Origin of the sequence: Neobacillus mesonae (genome assembly GCF_023715155.1) — a bacterium.
Lineage (GTDB): Bacteria > Bacillota > Bacilli > Bacillales > Cytobacillaceae > Neobacillus > Neobacillus mesonae_A.
The window spans coordinates 12,103-27,364 of record NZ_JAMBNQ010000008.1; the positions used below are offsets into that span (position 1 = coordinate 12,103).

The 15,262-nt window shown below is 38.1% G+C and carries 12 protein-coding genes; 11 read left to right on the top strand and 1 reads right to left on the bottom strand.

What is annotated here, in order from left to right:
- Window positions 1-360 precede the first annotated feature (360 nt).
- From ystJ to pyk, 6 genes are all read left to right on the top strand, one after another.
- A complete protein-coding gene (gene ystJ / locus M3183_RS09415; protein ID WP_251468834.1) occupies window positions 361-1,596 on the top strand; it encodes an NADP-dependent malic enzyme in 1,236 nt (411 codons plus the stop codon).
- An 8-nt stretch (window positions 1,597-1,604) separates the two neighbouring features.
- Window positions 1,605-2,216, top strand: coding sequence for a FadR/GntR family transcriptional regulator (locus M3183_RS09420; RefSeq protein ID WP_311315355.1), 612 nt, complete (start codon window positions 1,605-1,607; stop codon window positions 2,214-2,216).
- A 210-nt stretch (window positions 2,217-2,426) separates the two neighbouring features.
- The gene (gene accD / locus M3183_RS09425; protein ID WP_251468836.1) at window positions 2,427-3,314 is read left to right on the top strand and encodes an acetyl-CoA carboxylase, carboxyltransferase subunit beta; all 888 of its coding nucleotides are present in this window, start codon (window positions 2,427-2,429) and stop codon (window positions 3,312-3,314) included.
- On the top strand, window positions 3,299-4,276 hold the full coding sequence (accA, locus tag M3183_RS09430; RefSeq protein ID WP_251468838.1) for an acetyl-CoA carboxylase carboxyl transferase subunit alpha: 978 nt from the start codon (window positions 3,299-3,301) through the stop codon (window positions 4,274-4,276). The genes accD and accA overlap by 16 nt, the downstream gene beginning before the upstream one ends.
- A 295-nt stretch (window positions 4,277-4,571) precedes the next feature.
- On the top strand, window positions 4,572-5,534 hold the full coding sequence (pfkA, locus tag M3183_RS09435) for a 6-phosphofructokinase (protein ID WP_251468840.1): 963 nt from the start codon (window positions 4,572-4,574) through the stop codon (window positions 5,532-5,534).
- 48 nt (window positions 5,535-5,582) lie between these two features.
- The gene (gene pyk / locus M3183_RS09440) at window positions 5,583-7,343 is read left to right on the top strand and encodes a pyruvate kinase (protein ID WP_251469131.1); all 1,761 of its coding nucleotides are present in this window, start codon (window positions 5,583-5,585) and stop codon (window positions 7,341-7,343) included.
- Window positions 7,344-7,374: 31 nt separating this feature from the next.
- Here the strand turns inward: pyk and ytvI are convergent, their stop codons facing one another.
- Entirely contained in the window at window positions 7,375-8,490 is a 1,116-nt protein-coding gene (gene ytvI / locus M3183_RS09445) for a sporulation integral membrane protein YtvI (RefSeq protein WP_251468842.1), read from the bottom strand.
- Between the two features lie 536 nt (window positions 8,491-9,026).
- Between ytvI and citZ the strand changes: the two genes are divergently transcribed.
- The 5 genes from citZ (at window position 9,027) to pnpS (ending at window position 15,248) form a co-directional block, all read left to right on the top strand.
- Window positions 9,027-10,145 (top strand): citrate synthase, encoded by a 1,119-nt coding sequence (citZ, locus tag M3183_RS09450; RefSeq protein ID WP_251468844.1) that lies wholly within the window; start codon window positions 9,027-9,029, stop codon window positions 10,143-10,145.
- Window positions 10,146-10,283: 138 nt separating this feature from the next.
- Window positions 10,284-11,552 carry an NADP-dependent isocitrate dehydrogenase gene (gene icd / locus M3183_RS09455; protein ID WP_251468846.1) on the top strand — a complete coding sequence of 423 codons (1,269 nt, stop codon included), beginning with the start codon at window positions 10,284-10,286 and terminating at the stop codon, window positions 11,550-11,552.
- Between the two features lie 86 nt (window positions 11,553-11,638).
- Entirely contained in the window at window positions 11,639-12,580 is a 942-nt protein-coding gene (gene mdh, locus M3183_RS09460) for a malate dehydrogenase (protein ID WP_251468848.1), read from the top strand.
- Window positions 12,581-12,780: 200 nt separating this feature from the next.
- Window positions 12,781-13,497 (top strand): response regulator transcription factor, encoded by a 717-nt coding sequence (locus M3183_RS09465; protein ID WP_251468850.1) that lies wholly within the window; start codon window positions 12,781-12,783, stop codon window positions 13,495-13,497.
- Entirely contained in the window at window positions 13,494-15,248 is a 1,755-nt protein-coding gene (gene pnpS / locus M3183_RS09470) for a two-component system histidine kinase PnpS (RefSeq protein WP_251468852.1), read from the top strand. The genes M3183_RS09465 and pnpS overlap by 4 nt, the downstream gene beginning before the upstream one ends.
- Window positions 15,249-15,262 lie beyond the last annotated feature (14 nt).

The window sequence follows — 15,262 nt, forward strand, 5'->3', positions numbered from 1 at the left end:
TTAGCAAAAAACAATAATTATAAGCGGCGGATCAACTGCCCGTAAATGCCCGATTGGTAAGATACAGCAAAACTTACCGATGCTTATAGCAGGGCAGTCTGAGCCAATCGGAGCAGTATTGACTCTTTCTCGGTGGCAGCCAACGATAGTAAAACAGTAAACCGGGTTTAACTATCAATGGAATGAAAAAAACTATTGATTACAGTTTCACTTTATATTTGCAATGTTTTCTAAAATATAGAATAATAAGAAAATAATAAATAATTTAGAAAGCAGTCTGCTCCATTACCATGGGACTTATTATTCATATGTCCTGCAATGGCAAGGTGCTTCCGCTATTCTATTGAGGGGTGACAATTCATGACTTTGCGGGAAGAAGCATTACATATGCACCGAATTCATAAGGGAAAATTAGAATCAAAATCGAAAGTACCTGTTAGAAATGCTCATGATTTAAGCTTGGCTTATTCACCAGGTGTTGCTGAACCTTGTAAGGATATCTATGAAAAGCCGGAAACAGTATATGACTATACTATGAAAGGCAATATGGTGGCTGTCGTATCTGATGGTACTGCTGTTTTGGGCTTAGGAAATATCGGAGCGGAGGCAGCTTTGCCTGTTATGGAAGGAAAAGCTGTATTATTCAAAAGTTTTGCTGGTGTCGATGCTTTTCCTATCTGTCTAAATACAACGGACGTGGATAAAATTATCGAAACTGTTAAGTTGCTGGAACCGTCCTTTGGCGGGGTAAACCTTGAGGATATTGCTGCACCGAATTGTTTTGTCATCGAAGAAAGGCTGAAAAAGGAATCAAACATTCCAATTTTTCATGATGATCAGCACGGTACTGCTATTGTTACTGTTGCAGGCCTTGTTAATGCTCTAAAACTTGTCGGAAAAAAAATGACGGAAATAAAAGTTGTTGCAAGTGGTGCCGGTGCAGCAGGAATTGCTATTATTAAATTGCTGTACAGCTACGGAGTCAGGGATATCATCATGTGTGATACAAAAGGGGCTATCTATGAAGGCCGTCCTCAAGGAATGAACACGGTCAAGGCGGAAGTTGCAAAATTTACTAACCGCGATAATTTAACCGGGAGTTTAAAAGATGTAATTAAAGGTGCAGATGTTTTTATCGGTGTTTCTGTAGCTGGTGCCTTAACTAAAGAAATGGTTGAATCAATGAATTCAGATTCTATTATTTTTGCAATGGCCAATCCTGTGCCGGAAATTATGCCTGAGGAAGCAAAAGCAGCTGGTGCAAAGGTAGTCGGTACAGGCCGTTCTGATTTCCCAAATCAGGTCAATAATGTTCTTGCCTTTCCTGGCATTTTCCGCGGGGCACTTGATGTCCGTGCGACACATATTAATGAAAAAATGAAAATTGCTGCAGTAAAGGCAATCGCAAATTTAATCAAAGATAATGAATTAAGCGCGGATTACGTTATTCCCGCCCCATTTGACCCTCGTGTTGCACCAAATGTTGCGGCAGCAGTTGCTAAAGCAGCTATGGAGACAGGTGTTGCTAGAATAAAGGTAGATCCTGAAGATGTAAGAGAAAAAACCAAGAGGCTCGCTATTATTGGAAAAGAGTGATTTGTTAAGTGGCAGCTTCAAAAGTGTACTTGAAAATTGTTGAATATTTACGAGAAATGATAAGTGCATATGGGCTAAAGCCTGGTGATAAAATACCTTCTGAGCGGGAACTATCAGAGCGCCTGGATGTCGGGCGCTCTTCCGTTAGGGAAGCCTTAAGAGCTTTGGAACTTCTAGGTTTAATTGAGACAAAGCGAGGGGAAGGGACGTTTCTCCGGGATTTTCGCGGTCACCAGCTCGTACAGCTTCTAGGTACGTTTATTTTACAAGATGAGAAAGCTAAAAAAGATGTATATGAAACAAAAAATATTATTGAAATGGACTGCCTTCAATTAGTACAAAAGCGTGCTGAACCAGAAGAATTTCTTAATCTGATTGAATGGGCAGCATTCAAAGAAAACATTGAAGATGATGAATTTTTCTACCGTATCGTGCTATTAGCGGATAATAACCTATTTTTAAGAATATGGTTAATACTAAAAGATTATTATTATTCTTTAACACCAATTCCTCCCAAATATAAACGTGAGGATTATTTGTTTTTATTGGAGGCTTTGGCGGAAAAAGATGAGAGTAAAGTTATTTCCGCCTATCGCGAATTACGAAATTTGTCTGTTTAATGACGACAAATACTTACAAAAATTAGACCTGTTTTAATTTATAGTAGAAATGATACAAGCCTTGACTATTGGGCATTTTTAACAAATGAGTGGTCTGACCACTTTTCGGTCATCTGCAATGTATGAGATTTACGTCAGATAGAAAGACTGCTGAATAGATTTAATAGGGAGCTTTTCATCTGGCAGGGTTATACAAGGGAGGATTCAAACTTGGCGTTAAAAGATCTTTTTACAAAAAATCAGACCAAAAAGAAAAAATATGCGACCATTCCAACGGAAGCTGCGAAACATGATGTTCCCGAAGGAATTATGTCTAAATGCCCATCATGTAAGAAAATTATGTATACAAAGGAATTATTAAAAAATCATAAGGTATGCTTACATTGCCAGTACCATTTTCAAATGAATGCCGGTGAGCGGATTGAAAGCTTTATCGACGAAGGAAGTTTTGAGGAAATAAACGATAATATGATTTCAAAGAATCCGCTTGGATTCCCAGGATATCTAGAAAAGATTGAAAAGGACCGGCAAAAAAGTAAGTTAAATGAAGCAGTAGTAACGGGGATAGGAACTATAGGCGGCTGTAAAGCGGTCGTGGCTATTATGGACGCTTCATTCCGTATGGGAAGTATGGGTTCAGTTGTTGGTGAGAAAATAACATTAGCAATTGAAAAAGCAGATGAGCTTAATGTGCCATTTATTATTTTTACTGCCTCTGGCGGCGCGAGAATGCAAGAGGGTGCTATTAGTTTAATGCAAATGGCGAAAACTAGTGTGGCGTTGAAAAAGTTTTCGAGCCATGGGGGATTAATTATATCTATAATGACACATCCAACTACAGGAGGAGTGTCTGCAAGCTTTGCATCTTTAGGAGACTATAATTTTGCAGAGCCGCAGGCTCTCATTGGTTTTGCCGGACGGAGGGTGATCGAACAGTCGATTCGTGAAAAGCTTCCTGAGGATTTTCAAACAGCAGAATTTCTTTTAAAGCATGGTCAATTAGATGCCATTATTTCACGCTTGGAGTTATCAGAGAAAATTGCCAGTATCCTTGAAATGCATCAGCCTGGAGGTGAAATCAATTGGTTGGAGAATTAGAATTTGAACGTCCGTTAATAGAATTAAGAAAAAAGATAGCAGAATTGAAAGAATTCACTCAAAATACTGATGTGGATTTAAGTTCCGAAATAAGTAAATTAGAGACAAGATTAGTTAGACTTGAGCAGGACATATATGAAAATATCAAACCATGGGATCGTGTACAAATTGCTAGACATCCCAATCGTCCGACGACACTTGACTATATTTCATACCTATTTGAAGATTTCTTTGAATGTCATGGTGATCGTGTTTTTGGTGATGACGAGGCAATTGTAGGCGGGATTGCTAAATTTAAGGGATTGCCTGTTACTGTAATTGGACATCAAAGAGGAAAAGACACGAAGGAAAATATTCGCAGAAACTTTGGCATGCCACATCCTGAAGGATATAGGAAGGCATTAAGACTGATGGAGCAGGCTGATAAATTTAATCGGCCAATTATCAGTTTTATTGATACCAAAGGGGCCTATCCTGGAAAAGCAGCAGAAGAGCGGGGACAAAGTGAAGCAATTGCCCGCAACTTATTTGAAATGGCTGGTTTAAAGGTTCCTGTCATTTGTATTGTGATTGGTGAAGGCGGAAGCGGCGGTGCACTCGGCCTTGGAGTCGGAAACCGAATTTATATGCTGGAGAACTCAACCTATTCAGTTATTTCTCCTGAAGGGGCTGCTGCAATTTTATGGAAGGACGCAGCACAGGCAAAACGCGCTGCTGAAACAATGAAAATTACTGCTCCTGACTTAAAAGAATTAGGAATTATTGATGAAATCATACCTGAAATTAAAGGCGGAGCTCATAAGGATGTTAAAAAGCAGGCTGAAGCAATTGAGAAGACTATTCTAGATGCCTTAAAAGAACTATTGAAGTTTACTCCGGAAGAGTTAATTGATGACCGATACAATCGATTCAGAATGATTGGTGAGTTTGATTTTATCAATGATTATGTCGGGGTGAATTAAGATGTACTCATTTGGGTGCATCTTTTTTCTTTCATTTCAAGACGTTAAAAAATGTTCACAAAAAAACGATTACATAGATGTATAAAACGATTGCAATTAATCGATTATTCCGTGAATTTCAGATTCCAGTTTGATAATGTTGTTAACCCATTTCCTTCATGTTATTTTATTAATATTCAAGTGTCTTATGTTAATAATAAAAAAAGATTAAAATCATGATGAGACATATGTTCATAACCCAGTTTTTAGTGAAAAGATTTACATATTTTTTAATTAAATTTTGAGGTGAAAAACCATGAAAAAAATAGGTGTACTGACGAGTGGAGGAGATTCTCCTGGAATGAATCCGGCAATTCGGGCTGTTGTCCGGAAGGCTATTTATCATGATATAGAGGTATATGGGATTTATGGCGGATACGCAGGATTAATTTCTGGAGAAATTGAAAAGCTTGGATTGGGTTCAGTAGGTGACATTATCCATCGCGGCGGAACTATGCTCCATTCCGCGCGATGCCCTGAATTTAAAACGAAAGAGGGGCAGCAAAAAGGAATTGAACAACTGCGTGCACGTGGGATAGAAGGACTTGTTGTTATTGGCGGTGATGGATCATATCAAGGAGCCAAGGCCTTAACTGAACAAGGTTACCCTTGTATTGGTGTTCCAGGAACAATTGATAATGATATTCCGGGAACAGATGTAACAATTGGATTTGATACTGCACTAAATACAGTAATTGATGCTGTAGACAAAATCAGAGATACTGCAACCTCCCATGAAAGAACATTTATTATTGAAGTTATGGGGCGTGATGCAGGAGATATAGCATTATGTGCAGGACTTGCTGGCGGTGCAGAAACCATATTAATTCCTGAGGAAAACTATGATATAAATGAAATTACTGAAAGACTTCTTAAAGGGCAAGAACGCGGTAAAAAGCATAGTATTATTATTGTAGCCGAAGGAGTCTGCAGCGGCGTTAAATTTGCTGATGAACTGCAGAAAGCAGCTAATCTGGAAACGAGAGTATCAGTATTGGGACATATTCAACGCGGTGGCTCTCCTACTGCTGCTGATAGAGTACTTGCAAGCAGATTAGGTGCCAAAGCGGTTGAACTTCTAATTGAAGGTAAAGGCGGCAGGGCTGTAGGAATCGAAAATAATGAGCTGGTAGATTATGACATTGTTGAGGCGCTGGAGAATAAAAAACATAAATTAGATCTTAATCTCTATAAACTTTCGAAAGAATTATCAATTTAACTTTTTTCGTTTGTATAATGACCGTTTTAACTAGGAGGAAAAAGAATGTTGCGAAAAACAAAAATTGTTTGTACGATTGGCCCCGCAAGTGAGAGTATTGAAAAACTGGAACAATTAATGGATGCTGGCATGAATGTCGCACGGTTAAATTTCTCACATGGTAATTACGATGAACATGGTATGAGAATCAAAAATATTCGTGAAGCAGCAAAAAAGACAGGAAAAACCATAGCGATTTTACTTGATACAAAGGGCCCTGAAATTCGTACAAATAATATGCAGAACGGTGCAATAGAGCTCAAAGCTGGAGAAAATATTACGATTTCTATGAATGAGGTCGAAGGAACTGTAAATAAATTTTCCGTTACATACCCAGGATTAATTGATGATATCCATGTTGGCTCAAGGATCCTGCTTGATGATGGATTGATTGGGCTTGAAGTGGTAGAAATTGATCAAAATGCAAAAGAGATTCAAACAAAAATTTTAAATAGCGGTACATTGAAAGATAAAAAAGGTGTAAATGTGCCAGGAGTTTCGGTAAATCTGCCAGGTATTACTGAAAAGGATACGAATGATATCTTATTTGGTATTGAACAGGGGATTGACTTTATTGCTGCTTCCTTTGTCCGCAGAGCAAAAGATGTTCTTGAAATCCGTAAGCTTCTGGAAGAAAATAATGCAACCTATATCCACATCATTCCAAAGATTGAAAACCAAGAGGGAGTAGACAATATTGATGAAATCCTTGAAGTTTCAGATGGACTTATGGTAGCCCGTGGGGATTTAGGCGTTGAAATCCCAGCTGAAGAAGTGCCTCTTGTGCAAAAAATGCTTATTAAGAAATGTAATGCATTAGGAAAACCGGTTATTACAGCTACCCAAATGCTTGATTCAATGCAGAGGAACCCTCGGCCTACACGCGCTGAAGCAAGCGATGTAGCAAATGCGATTTTTGACGGAACGGATGCAATCATGCTTTCGGGCGAAACAGCTGCGGGGAATTATCCTGTAGAAGCTGTTCAAACGATGCACAATATTGCTTCACGAGCTGAACAGGCGTTAGATCATAGGGAAATTCTATCCCAGCGCAGTAAATGTATGGAACATAATGTCACGGATGCGATTGGGCTATCTGTAGCGCATACAGCATTAAATCTAGAGGTTAAATCAATCATAACTCCGACAGAAAGTGGTCATACAGCCAGAATGATCTCTAAGTATCGTCCTAAAGCATCTATCGTGGCTGTAACAGCTAATGAAACAGTCTGCCGTCGTTTATCCCTTGTTTGGGGTGTTTATCCACAGCTAGGGGCATTTGCAACAACGACAGATGAAATGCTTGAAAGTGCGGTTGAAGAAAGCCTGAAAAGCGGAATCGTAAAACGTGGAGATTTAGTAGTCATCACTGCAGGTGTACCTGTTGGAGAAGCGGGGACAACAAATTTGATGAAAATTCATGTTGTAGGTGATATTATTGCAAAAGCTCAAGGAATCGGCCGGAAATCTGCTTTTGGAAAAGTAGTTCTTGCCCATAATGCAGAGGAAGCTTTGGCAAAAGTTAAGTCAGGTTCCATTCTAGTTACTATCGGCTCAGATCGTGAAATGATGCCGGCTCTTGAGAAATGTGCAGCCCTCATTACCCAAGAAGGCGGGTTAACCAGTCATGGAGCTGTTGTTGGATTAAACTTAGGCATTCCGGTAATTGTAGGAGTAGAAGATGCCCTGAACTTATTTAAAGAGGGCCAGGAAGTAACCGTTGATGCGGCAAGAGGCTTTGTTTATAACGGTCACGCTAATGTATTATAATAAAAAAGACGTCAGCGAGGCTGACGTCTTTTTATACTTCTTTCCCTTTGATAAACGTCCATAAGTCATGGAATACTTTAGCACGGTAAAGGGTATTAATAATCACTAATGTAACCGGACCAATGATTAATCCTAAAAAACCAAATAATTTAAAACCAACGAATAAAGCGATAAGAGTCGCTAAGGGGTCTAAACCAATGCTGGAAGATAAAATTTTTGGTTCCATAATTTGTCTTTGTACCAAAACAACAATATAGAGAATTCCTAAGCCAATCGCCAGCCCCATATCTCCACCAATTGCTTCATAAATAATCCATGGAACAAATACTGCTCCAGTACCGAGATAAGGGATTATATCGACAATTCCCGTTAGTAAGGCGATGGTAATGGCATAATCAACCCTGAGAATCAGTAAACCAATTAAAATAATGACTGTCGTAATTGAAATAAGGGTAAGCTGTGCTTTGACAAATCCAAATAATGCCTTTTTTAAATCAAGGAAAACGGTTCTGCTGCTTGCTTGCGCTTTTTTTGGAAGAAGCCTGCCTCCCATTGCAGACAGTCTTTTCCAGTCTTTGCTGATAAAAAAAGTAGCCAATAATGAAAAAATAAGTACGGTTGCTGCATTAGGAATCCATGAAAAGAAAGTTGGAATATTTCCAAACAGATTTTTTATGAAATCCCCAACGGTAGAACCGATCGTTTTTCCTACATTTTGGATATTCGTAATAATCGTATCCTGCTGTCCGGTCCCAAGCTGGTTAAACATAGATGCTAATTGATTATATAGCGGAATAATTTGAGCCGTAAAATAGGTCTCCAAATAATTGATCAAAGTGTCAAGATGTTCGGGGACAACTTTTGCCAAATAGTTCGCACCAGAAACAACTTCAGCTACCAATAATGTTACCAATCCAGCAAAAACTGCAATTAAAATAATCAGTGCAACGACTACCGCAAGTGCACGCGGCATTCTAGCTTTTTTTTCAAAGAAATTAACCAGCGGGTTAATCATAAAGGCTATGACAATGGCAATAATAAATGGGTATGTTACTTTGGATAATTGAAAAAGTGCCAAAAAACCTAATACAACAACACCAATAACCACGAGAAAACGTAAGGTTCGGTACAGGTATTTTACATTCAAAGTAAAACCTCCTAGGGAAGAAAAACTAATTCATATTTTACCATTTATTTAGCGGTTCTGCATAATTTTCCAAGATTTGATTTTAAAGTAGTAAGATATACGATTTAATTAGAAGAAAGTTTCAAAATTAAAATAAAAAGATTAACATATCTACTTATTTCATTTATTATGGTAAAATAATTAACATACAGGTATGGCAAAATATTTTTTTGCAATTTGGATTCCTTACCATTCACAAAAATCTGATTATTGTTTATAATAAGCTTGTAAGCGTATCCTTTCTACATAAACCATTTTATAATGGTAATTACTTGTGAAATAACTTTTAGTTGTGAATGATAGGCATGCAATTATATGTTCTTTTCCCGAGCAATCGCTCAGCTGTTAAGTATATGAGCCGAAGGGACTAAAAGAGATGGAATACTTGTAAAGTCATTCATCCAAAACAATCGAAGCAGTTTAAAAGCTTCGGTAAACCATTTTTTAAATAAAATATGGGTAATGGGGAAATTTAGAAAGCGAAGGAGAGAATTATTATGACAGTAACACGCGGTCTTGAAGGAGTAGTGGCAACAACTTCCTCTATCAGTTCAATTATCGATGACACGCTTACATATGTAGGCTATAATATTGATGATTTAGCTGAAAACGCTAGTTTTGAAGAAGTTATTTATCTGCTATGGCATCTTAAACTGCCCAATGCTGAAGAATTGGCTGAATTGAAGCAGCAGCTTGCTGAAAATGCAGCACTTCCACAAGAAGTAATTGAGCATTTTAATATGTATCCTATTAAAAAAGTGCATCCAATGGCAGCATTACGCTCAGCTGTTTCATTATTAGGTTTATATGATGAAGAAGCAGACGTGATGGAACCAGAGGCTAATTACCGTAAAGCAATTAGACTGCAGGCTAAACTGCCGTCCATCGTTGCAACTTTTGCTCGCGTAAGAAAAGGTCTTGAACCAGTTGCACCTAGAAATGATTTAAGCTTTGCTGCGAACTTCCTTTACATGTTAACTGGCAAAGAGCCGCAGCCAATCGCTGTTGAAGCAATGAATAAGGCACTTGTTCTTCACGCTGATCATGAATTGAATGCATCTACATTTACAGCACGTGTCTGTGTGGCAACGTTATCTGATGTTTATTCTGGCATTACTGCTGCAATTGGAGCATTGAAAGGACCTCTTCATGGCGGAGCTAATGAAGCAGTTATGAAAATGCTGACCGAAATTGGCACACTAGAAAATGTTGAACCATATATTCGCGGCAAACTGGAGAGAAAAGAGAAGATTATGGGCTTTGGCCACAGAGTGTACCGTCAAGGCGATCCTCGAGCCAAGCATTTAAAAGCAATGTCTAAGAAATTAACAGAACTTACAGGTGAACCATTCTGGTATGATATGTCTGTTAATATTGAGGAAATTGTTACAGGTGAAAAGAAATTACCGCCAAATGTGGATTTCTATTCAGCATCTGTTTACCACAGCTTAGGTATTGATCATGATTTGTTCACGCCTATTTTTGCTGTAAGCCGTGTGTCTGGATGGCTTGCTCATATTCTTGAACAGTATGCAAATAACCGCCTAATCCGCCCTCGTGCAGAATACACGGGTCCTGGAATGCAAAAATATGTTCCAATTGAACAAAGAAATTAACATTTTTTGTTTTACTTTTTTCAGAAAAATTGATTCAATAGAGATGAAAGTCTAAGGTTAGGGGAGAAACCTCTAACCTTAGGCTCAGTATACACATCTATTTTAAGGCTTTTTACATAAGCAGAAGGGAGACACAACATGCAAGGCGAAAAAATCTTAGTTAAAGATGGAGTATTAAATGTACCAAACAATCCAATCATCCCATTTATCGAGGGGGACGGTACTGGTCCTGATATCTGGGCTGCTGCTTCTAGAGTTTTGGATGCGGCTGTTGAAAAGGCTTATAAAGGGGAACGCAAATTAGTATGGAAAGAAGTATTAGCCGGCGAAAAAGCTTTTAATAAAACTGGTGAATGGCTTCCACAAGAAACTCTTGATGTAATCAGAGAATACTTAATTGCCATTAAAGGACCTCTAACCACTCCTGTAGGCGGAGGGATTCGTTCTTTGAACGTTGCTTTACGTCAAGAATTAGACTTGTTTGTCTGCCTTCGTCCGGTAAGATGGTTTGAAGGTGTTCCTTCTCCTGTTAAGCGCCCGCAGGATACTGACATGGTTATCTTCCGTGAAAATACTGAAGATATTTATGCGGGTATTGAATATGAAAAAGGATCAGATGCTGTTAAGAAAGTTCTTAATTTCCTGCAAAAAGAAATGGGCGTAAATAAAATCCGCTTCCCTGAAACTTCTGGTATTGGTATTAAGCCGGTTTCTGAAGAAGGTACAAAACGTCTTGTACGTGCTGCTCTTAATTACACAATTAAAGAAGGACGTAAATCATTAACACTTGTTCATAAAGGAAATATCATGAAGTTCACAGAAGGTGCCTTTAAAAACTGGGGCTATGAGCTTGCGGAAAAAGAATTTGGTGATAAGGTATTTACTTGGGCTCAATATGACCGTATTAAAGCCGAACAAGGTACAGATGCGGCTAATAAGGCACAGGCTGATGCAGAAGCAGCAGGTAAAATCATTGTGAAGGATGCAATCGCCGATATCTTCTTACAACAAATTTTAACTCGTCCACGTGAGTTTGATGTTGTTGCGACAATGAACTTAAACGGAGACTATATTTCAGATGCATTAGCAGCTCAAGTTGGCGGTATCGGTATTGCCCCAGGTGCTAACATCAACTATGAAACAGGACATGCTATTTTTGAAGCTACACATGGTACTGCACCTAAATATGCAGGACTAGATAAGGTTAATCCTTCATCAGTAATTCTTTCAGGTGTGTTAATGCTTGAACACTTAGGATGGAATGAAGCAGCTAACATGATTGTTAAATCAGTAGAGAAATCAATCGCATCTAAAGTAGTAACTTATGACTTTGCCCGTTTGATGGATGGGGCAACAGAAGTTAAAACTTCTGAGTTTGGTGATGAATTAATTAAGAATATGGAATAATTTTTCCGTAATCATATAGAATAAGAGGGCTGTTATTCAACAGCCCTTATTCTACATATTTTAAATTGGAAGAAGGGATAATTATTATGTCATCTTTAAAACGCAAAAAAGTTTCTGTTGTTGGGGGAGGATTCACTGGAGCAACCACAGCATTTTTGCTAGCGCAAAAGGAGCTGGGAGACGTTGTTTTAGTTGATATTCCGCAGATGGAAAATCCCACGAAGGGAAAAGCTTTAGATATGCTCGAAGCAAGCCCTGTTCAAGGTTTTGATGCAAATATTATCGGTACTTCTAACTATGAGGACACAAAAGACTCTGATATTGTTGTGATTACTGCTGGTATTGCCCGTAAACCAGGCATGAGCCGTGATGATTTAGTTCAAACTAACCAAAAGGTGATGAAAGCAGTAACACAGGAAATTGTAAAATACTCTCCAAATTGTACAATCCTTGTATTAACCAACCCTGTTGACGCTATGACTTATACTGTCTTCAAAGAGTCCGGATTCCCTAAAAACCGCGTCATCGGCCAATCTGGTGTTCTTGACACCGCCCGATTCCGGACATTTGTTGCACAAGAATTGAATCTTTCGGTTAAAGATATAACCGGGTTTGTTCTTGGTGGTCATGGCGATGATATGGTTCCTCTCGTACGTTATTCCTATGCAGGCGGTATTCCTTTGGAAACATTAATTTCGAAAGATCGTTTAGAAGCAATTGTTGAACGAACAAGAAAAGGCGGCGGAGAAATAGTTAACCTGCTTGGTAATGGAAGTGCTTACTATGCACCCGCAGCTTCTTTAGTTGAAATGTGTGAAGCCATTTTAAAAGACCAGCGCCGGGTATTACCTTCCATTGCTTATCTTGAAGGTGAATATGGTTATCAAGGCATTTACCTGGGCGTTCCGACAATCCTTGGAGCAAATGGAATTGAAAAAGTGATTGAACTTGAATTAACTGCAGATGAAAAAGCTGCATTAGACAAATCCGTTGAATCCGTTCGAAATGTTATGAATGTATTAGTATAAAGCAAACTTTGTTTCGGGTGAAGGTGCATTCTGTCTTTACCCGAATTTTTTATACTCAGTAAATTTAAAACTTAAAATGAGAGAAAAGGAATGTGCTTCCACATTCCTTTTATTATGCTGAAAAATAGTAGTATGCAAGTAATCCTATTAAATTTATATTATAATGGAGACGTATATATCATGGAAAAGCGGGGGTAATCATGAAAACAAAGGTACTTGTAGTCGATGATGAACAGTCAATTGTAACATTGCTTCAATATAATTTGGAACAGGCTGGGTTCGAGGTCATTACAGCGATGGATGGTGAAGAAGGGAAACGACTGGCAGAACAGGAATCACCGAATATAATCATTTTAGATCTTATGCTGCCTCAATTAGATGGTATGGAAGTATGCAAGCAGCTAAGACAGGAGAAAATTATGATACCTATTTTAATGTTAACCGCCAAGGAAGATGAGTTCGATAAAATATTAGGCCTTGAGCTTGGTGCGGATGATTACATGGTGAAACCGTTTAGTCCACGGGAAGTCATTGCACGGGTAAAAGCTATATTAAGACGATCACAGGTACCTATTGAACCTGCTGAAGAGGCAGTTGACGAAGATGTGGCCATTGAGATTGGAAGTTTGAAAATTTATCCGGAAAAATACGAAGCTTTTTTTCAGGGAGATCTTTTGGAATTAACTTTAAAAGAATTTGAATTACTTCTATATCTTGCGCAAAATAAAGGACGTGTACTGACTCGTGATCAATTGCTGAGTGCTGTTTGGAACTATGACTTTGCTGGAGATACTAGAATTGTGGATGTACATATCTCTCATTTGCGGGAAAAAGTTGAAAAAGATACCAGAAAGCCGGTCTATATTAAAACTGTCCGCGGGCTTGGCTATAAATTGGAGGGGCCAAAAGAGGAATGACCAAATTTCGGACAAAACTTCTAATTGCCCTAATTACGTTAATTATCTCAGTATTAATTGGTTTAGGGATTTTGCTTGGTCAGCTATTTAAAAGCTATTACTTACAATCCTTTAATGAACGACTAATCATTGAAAAAAATCTTCTGGGTATTTACATTGAAGAAAATGGCGGTATTTCTTCATTTAATAAAGTAGATTTGTTAAAGTTTAGTGATTTATTAAATGTCAGAACAACGATTACAGACACCAAAGGAGATTTTATTTTTGATAGTGGTGAAATAAGCGACCATAATTCCAGCAGACTGAAGAAAATTATTCAAGAGGTTATTAAGAAAAAGACACAGCAAGAGGATCGATTTGAAGAAGGCGATGGTTATGATCTTCATTATTATTGGAAGCCGCTGACAAGAAATGGACAAAATGAAGGGTACATTTTCTTAAGTACCAAAACGAATGAGCTCAACCACGCATATGGTCAAATATGGTGGATTTTATCAATCAGTCTTGGCATGGCACTTGTTGTAATTATATATCTTGGTATACGAATTACCACCAGATATACTAAACCCATTGAAGAGGCGACGAATGTGGCCATCGAATTGGCGAAAGGGAATTATCGGGCAAGAACTTTTACCCATTCATTGGATGAAATTGGAATGCTGGGGACATCTATTAACAGGCTTGCAAAAAATCTGCAGGATCTTGTAAAAAATCAGGAAATGCAGCAGGATCGTTTAAGCGTATTAATTGAAAATATTGGCGCAGGATTAATTCTTATTGACAGCCGTGGATATATCAACTTAATCAATAAAGGCTATATTGATATTTTTCATGTGAATCCAGGTGATTTTTTAAATAAGCTTTATTATGAAGTAATTGAACAAAATGATATATGCCACATCGTTGCGGAAGTATTTCGGACTGAACAAAAGGTCAGAAGTCAATTGTTAATTCCTTTGCATATTGAGAGAAGGTATTTTGACGTTTATGGTATTCCAATTATTGGATCTAGTAATGTTTGGAAAGGTGTATTACTAGTATTTCACGATATAACCGAAATAAAAAAACTTGAACAAATGCGTAAGGACTTTGTTGCAAATGTATCGCATGAGTTAAAAACGCCGGTTACCTCCATTAAAGGATTTGCGGAAACTTTAATGGATGGGGCAATGAATAATCCAGAAACATTAGAAGCATTTCTTTCCATTATCTTAAAAGAAAGCGATCGTCTTCAATCTTTGATTCAAGATTTATTAGAGCTTTCAAAAATAGAACAGCAAGGATTTCAACTAAATATACAACAAGTTGATATTAATAAACTGTTGAAGGAAGTTGTTTCCTTACTTGCAGGAAAAGCCGAAGCCAAACATATTCAGCTTGAATATAACAGCTTACCTGATCAACTCTTGGTTAGCGGTGATCTTGACCGTTTAAAACAAGTGTTTATTAACCTTGTAAGCAATTCCATTAACTATACGCCAGAAGAGGGTAATGTGAAGATTATCCTGAAAGACGATGTTAAGAATGTCCGGGTCCATGTAATAGACTCTGGAGTCGGAATAGAGAAAGAAGAAATTCCGCGGATTTTTGAACGCTTTTACCGGGTAGACCGTGCGCGAAGCCGAAACTCCGGCGGGACAGGACTTGGCCTTGCAATTGTGAAGCATTTAATCGAGTCACATCATGGAAATATAATTGTGAAAAGTGATGTAGGAAAAGGAAGCGAGTTTATTATTGAATTGAAAAAATAGTTAGGTATTGGAAG

What these genes read in the sequence shown, in the direction of transcription:
- icd (WP_251468846.1), top strand. Translation starts at nt 10,284, where the DNA reads ATGCAAGGCGAAAAAATCTTAGTTAAAGATGGAGTATTAAATGTACCA.
- mdh (WP_251468848.1), top strand. Translation starts at nt 11,639, where the DNA reads ATGTCATCTTTAAAACGCAAAAAAGTTTCTGTTGTTGGGGGAGGATTC.
- pfkA (WP_251468840.1), top strand. Translation starts at nt 4,572, where the DNA reads ATGAAAAAAATAGGTGTACTGACGAGTGGAGGAGATTCTCCTGGAATG.
- M3183_RS09465 (WP_251468850.1), top strand. Translation starts at nt 12,781, where the DNA reads ATGAAAACAAAGGTACTTGTAGTCGATGATGAACAGTCAATTGTAACA.
- citZ (WP_251468844.1), top strand. Translation starts at nt 9,027, where the DNA reads ATGACAGTAACACGCGGTCTTGAAGGAGTAGTGGCAACAACTTCCTCT.
- ystJ (WP_251468834.1), top strand. Translation starts at nt 361, where the DNA reads ATGACTTTGCGGGAAGAAGCATTACATATGCACCGAATTCATAAGGGA.
- pnpS (WP_251468852.1), top strand. Translation starts at nt 13,494, where the DNA reads ATGACCAAATTTCGGACAAAACTTCTAATTGCCCTAATTACGTTAATT.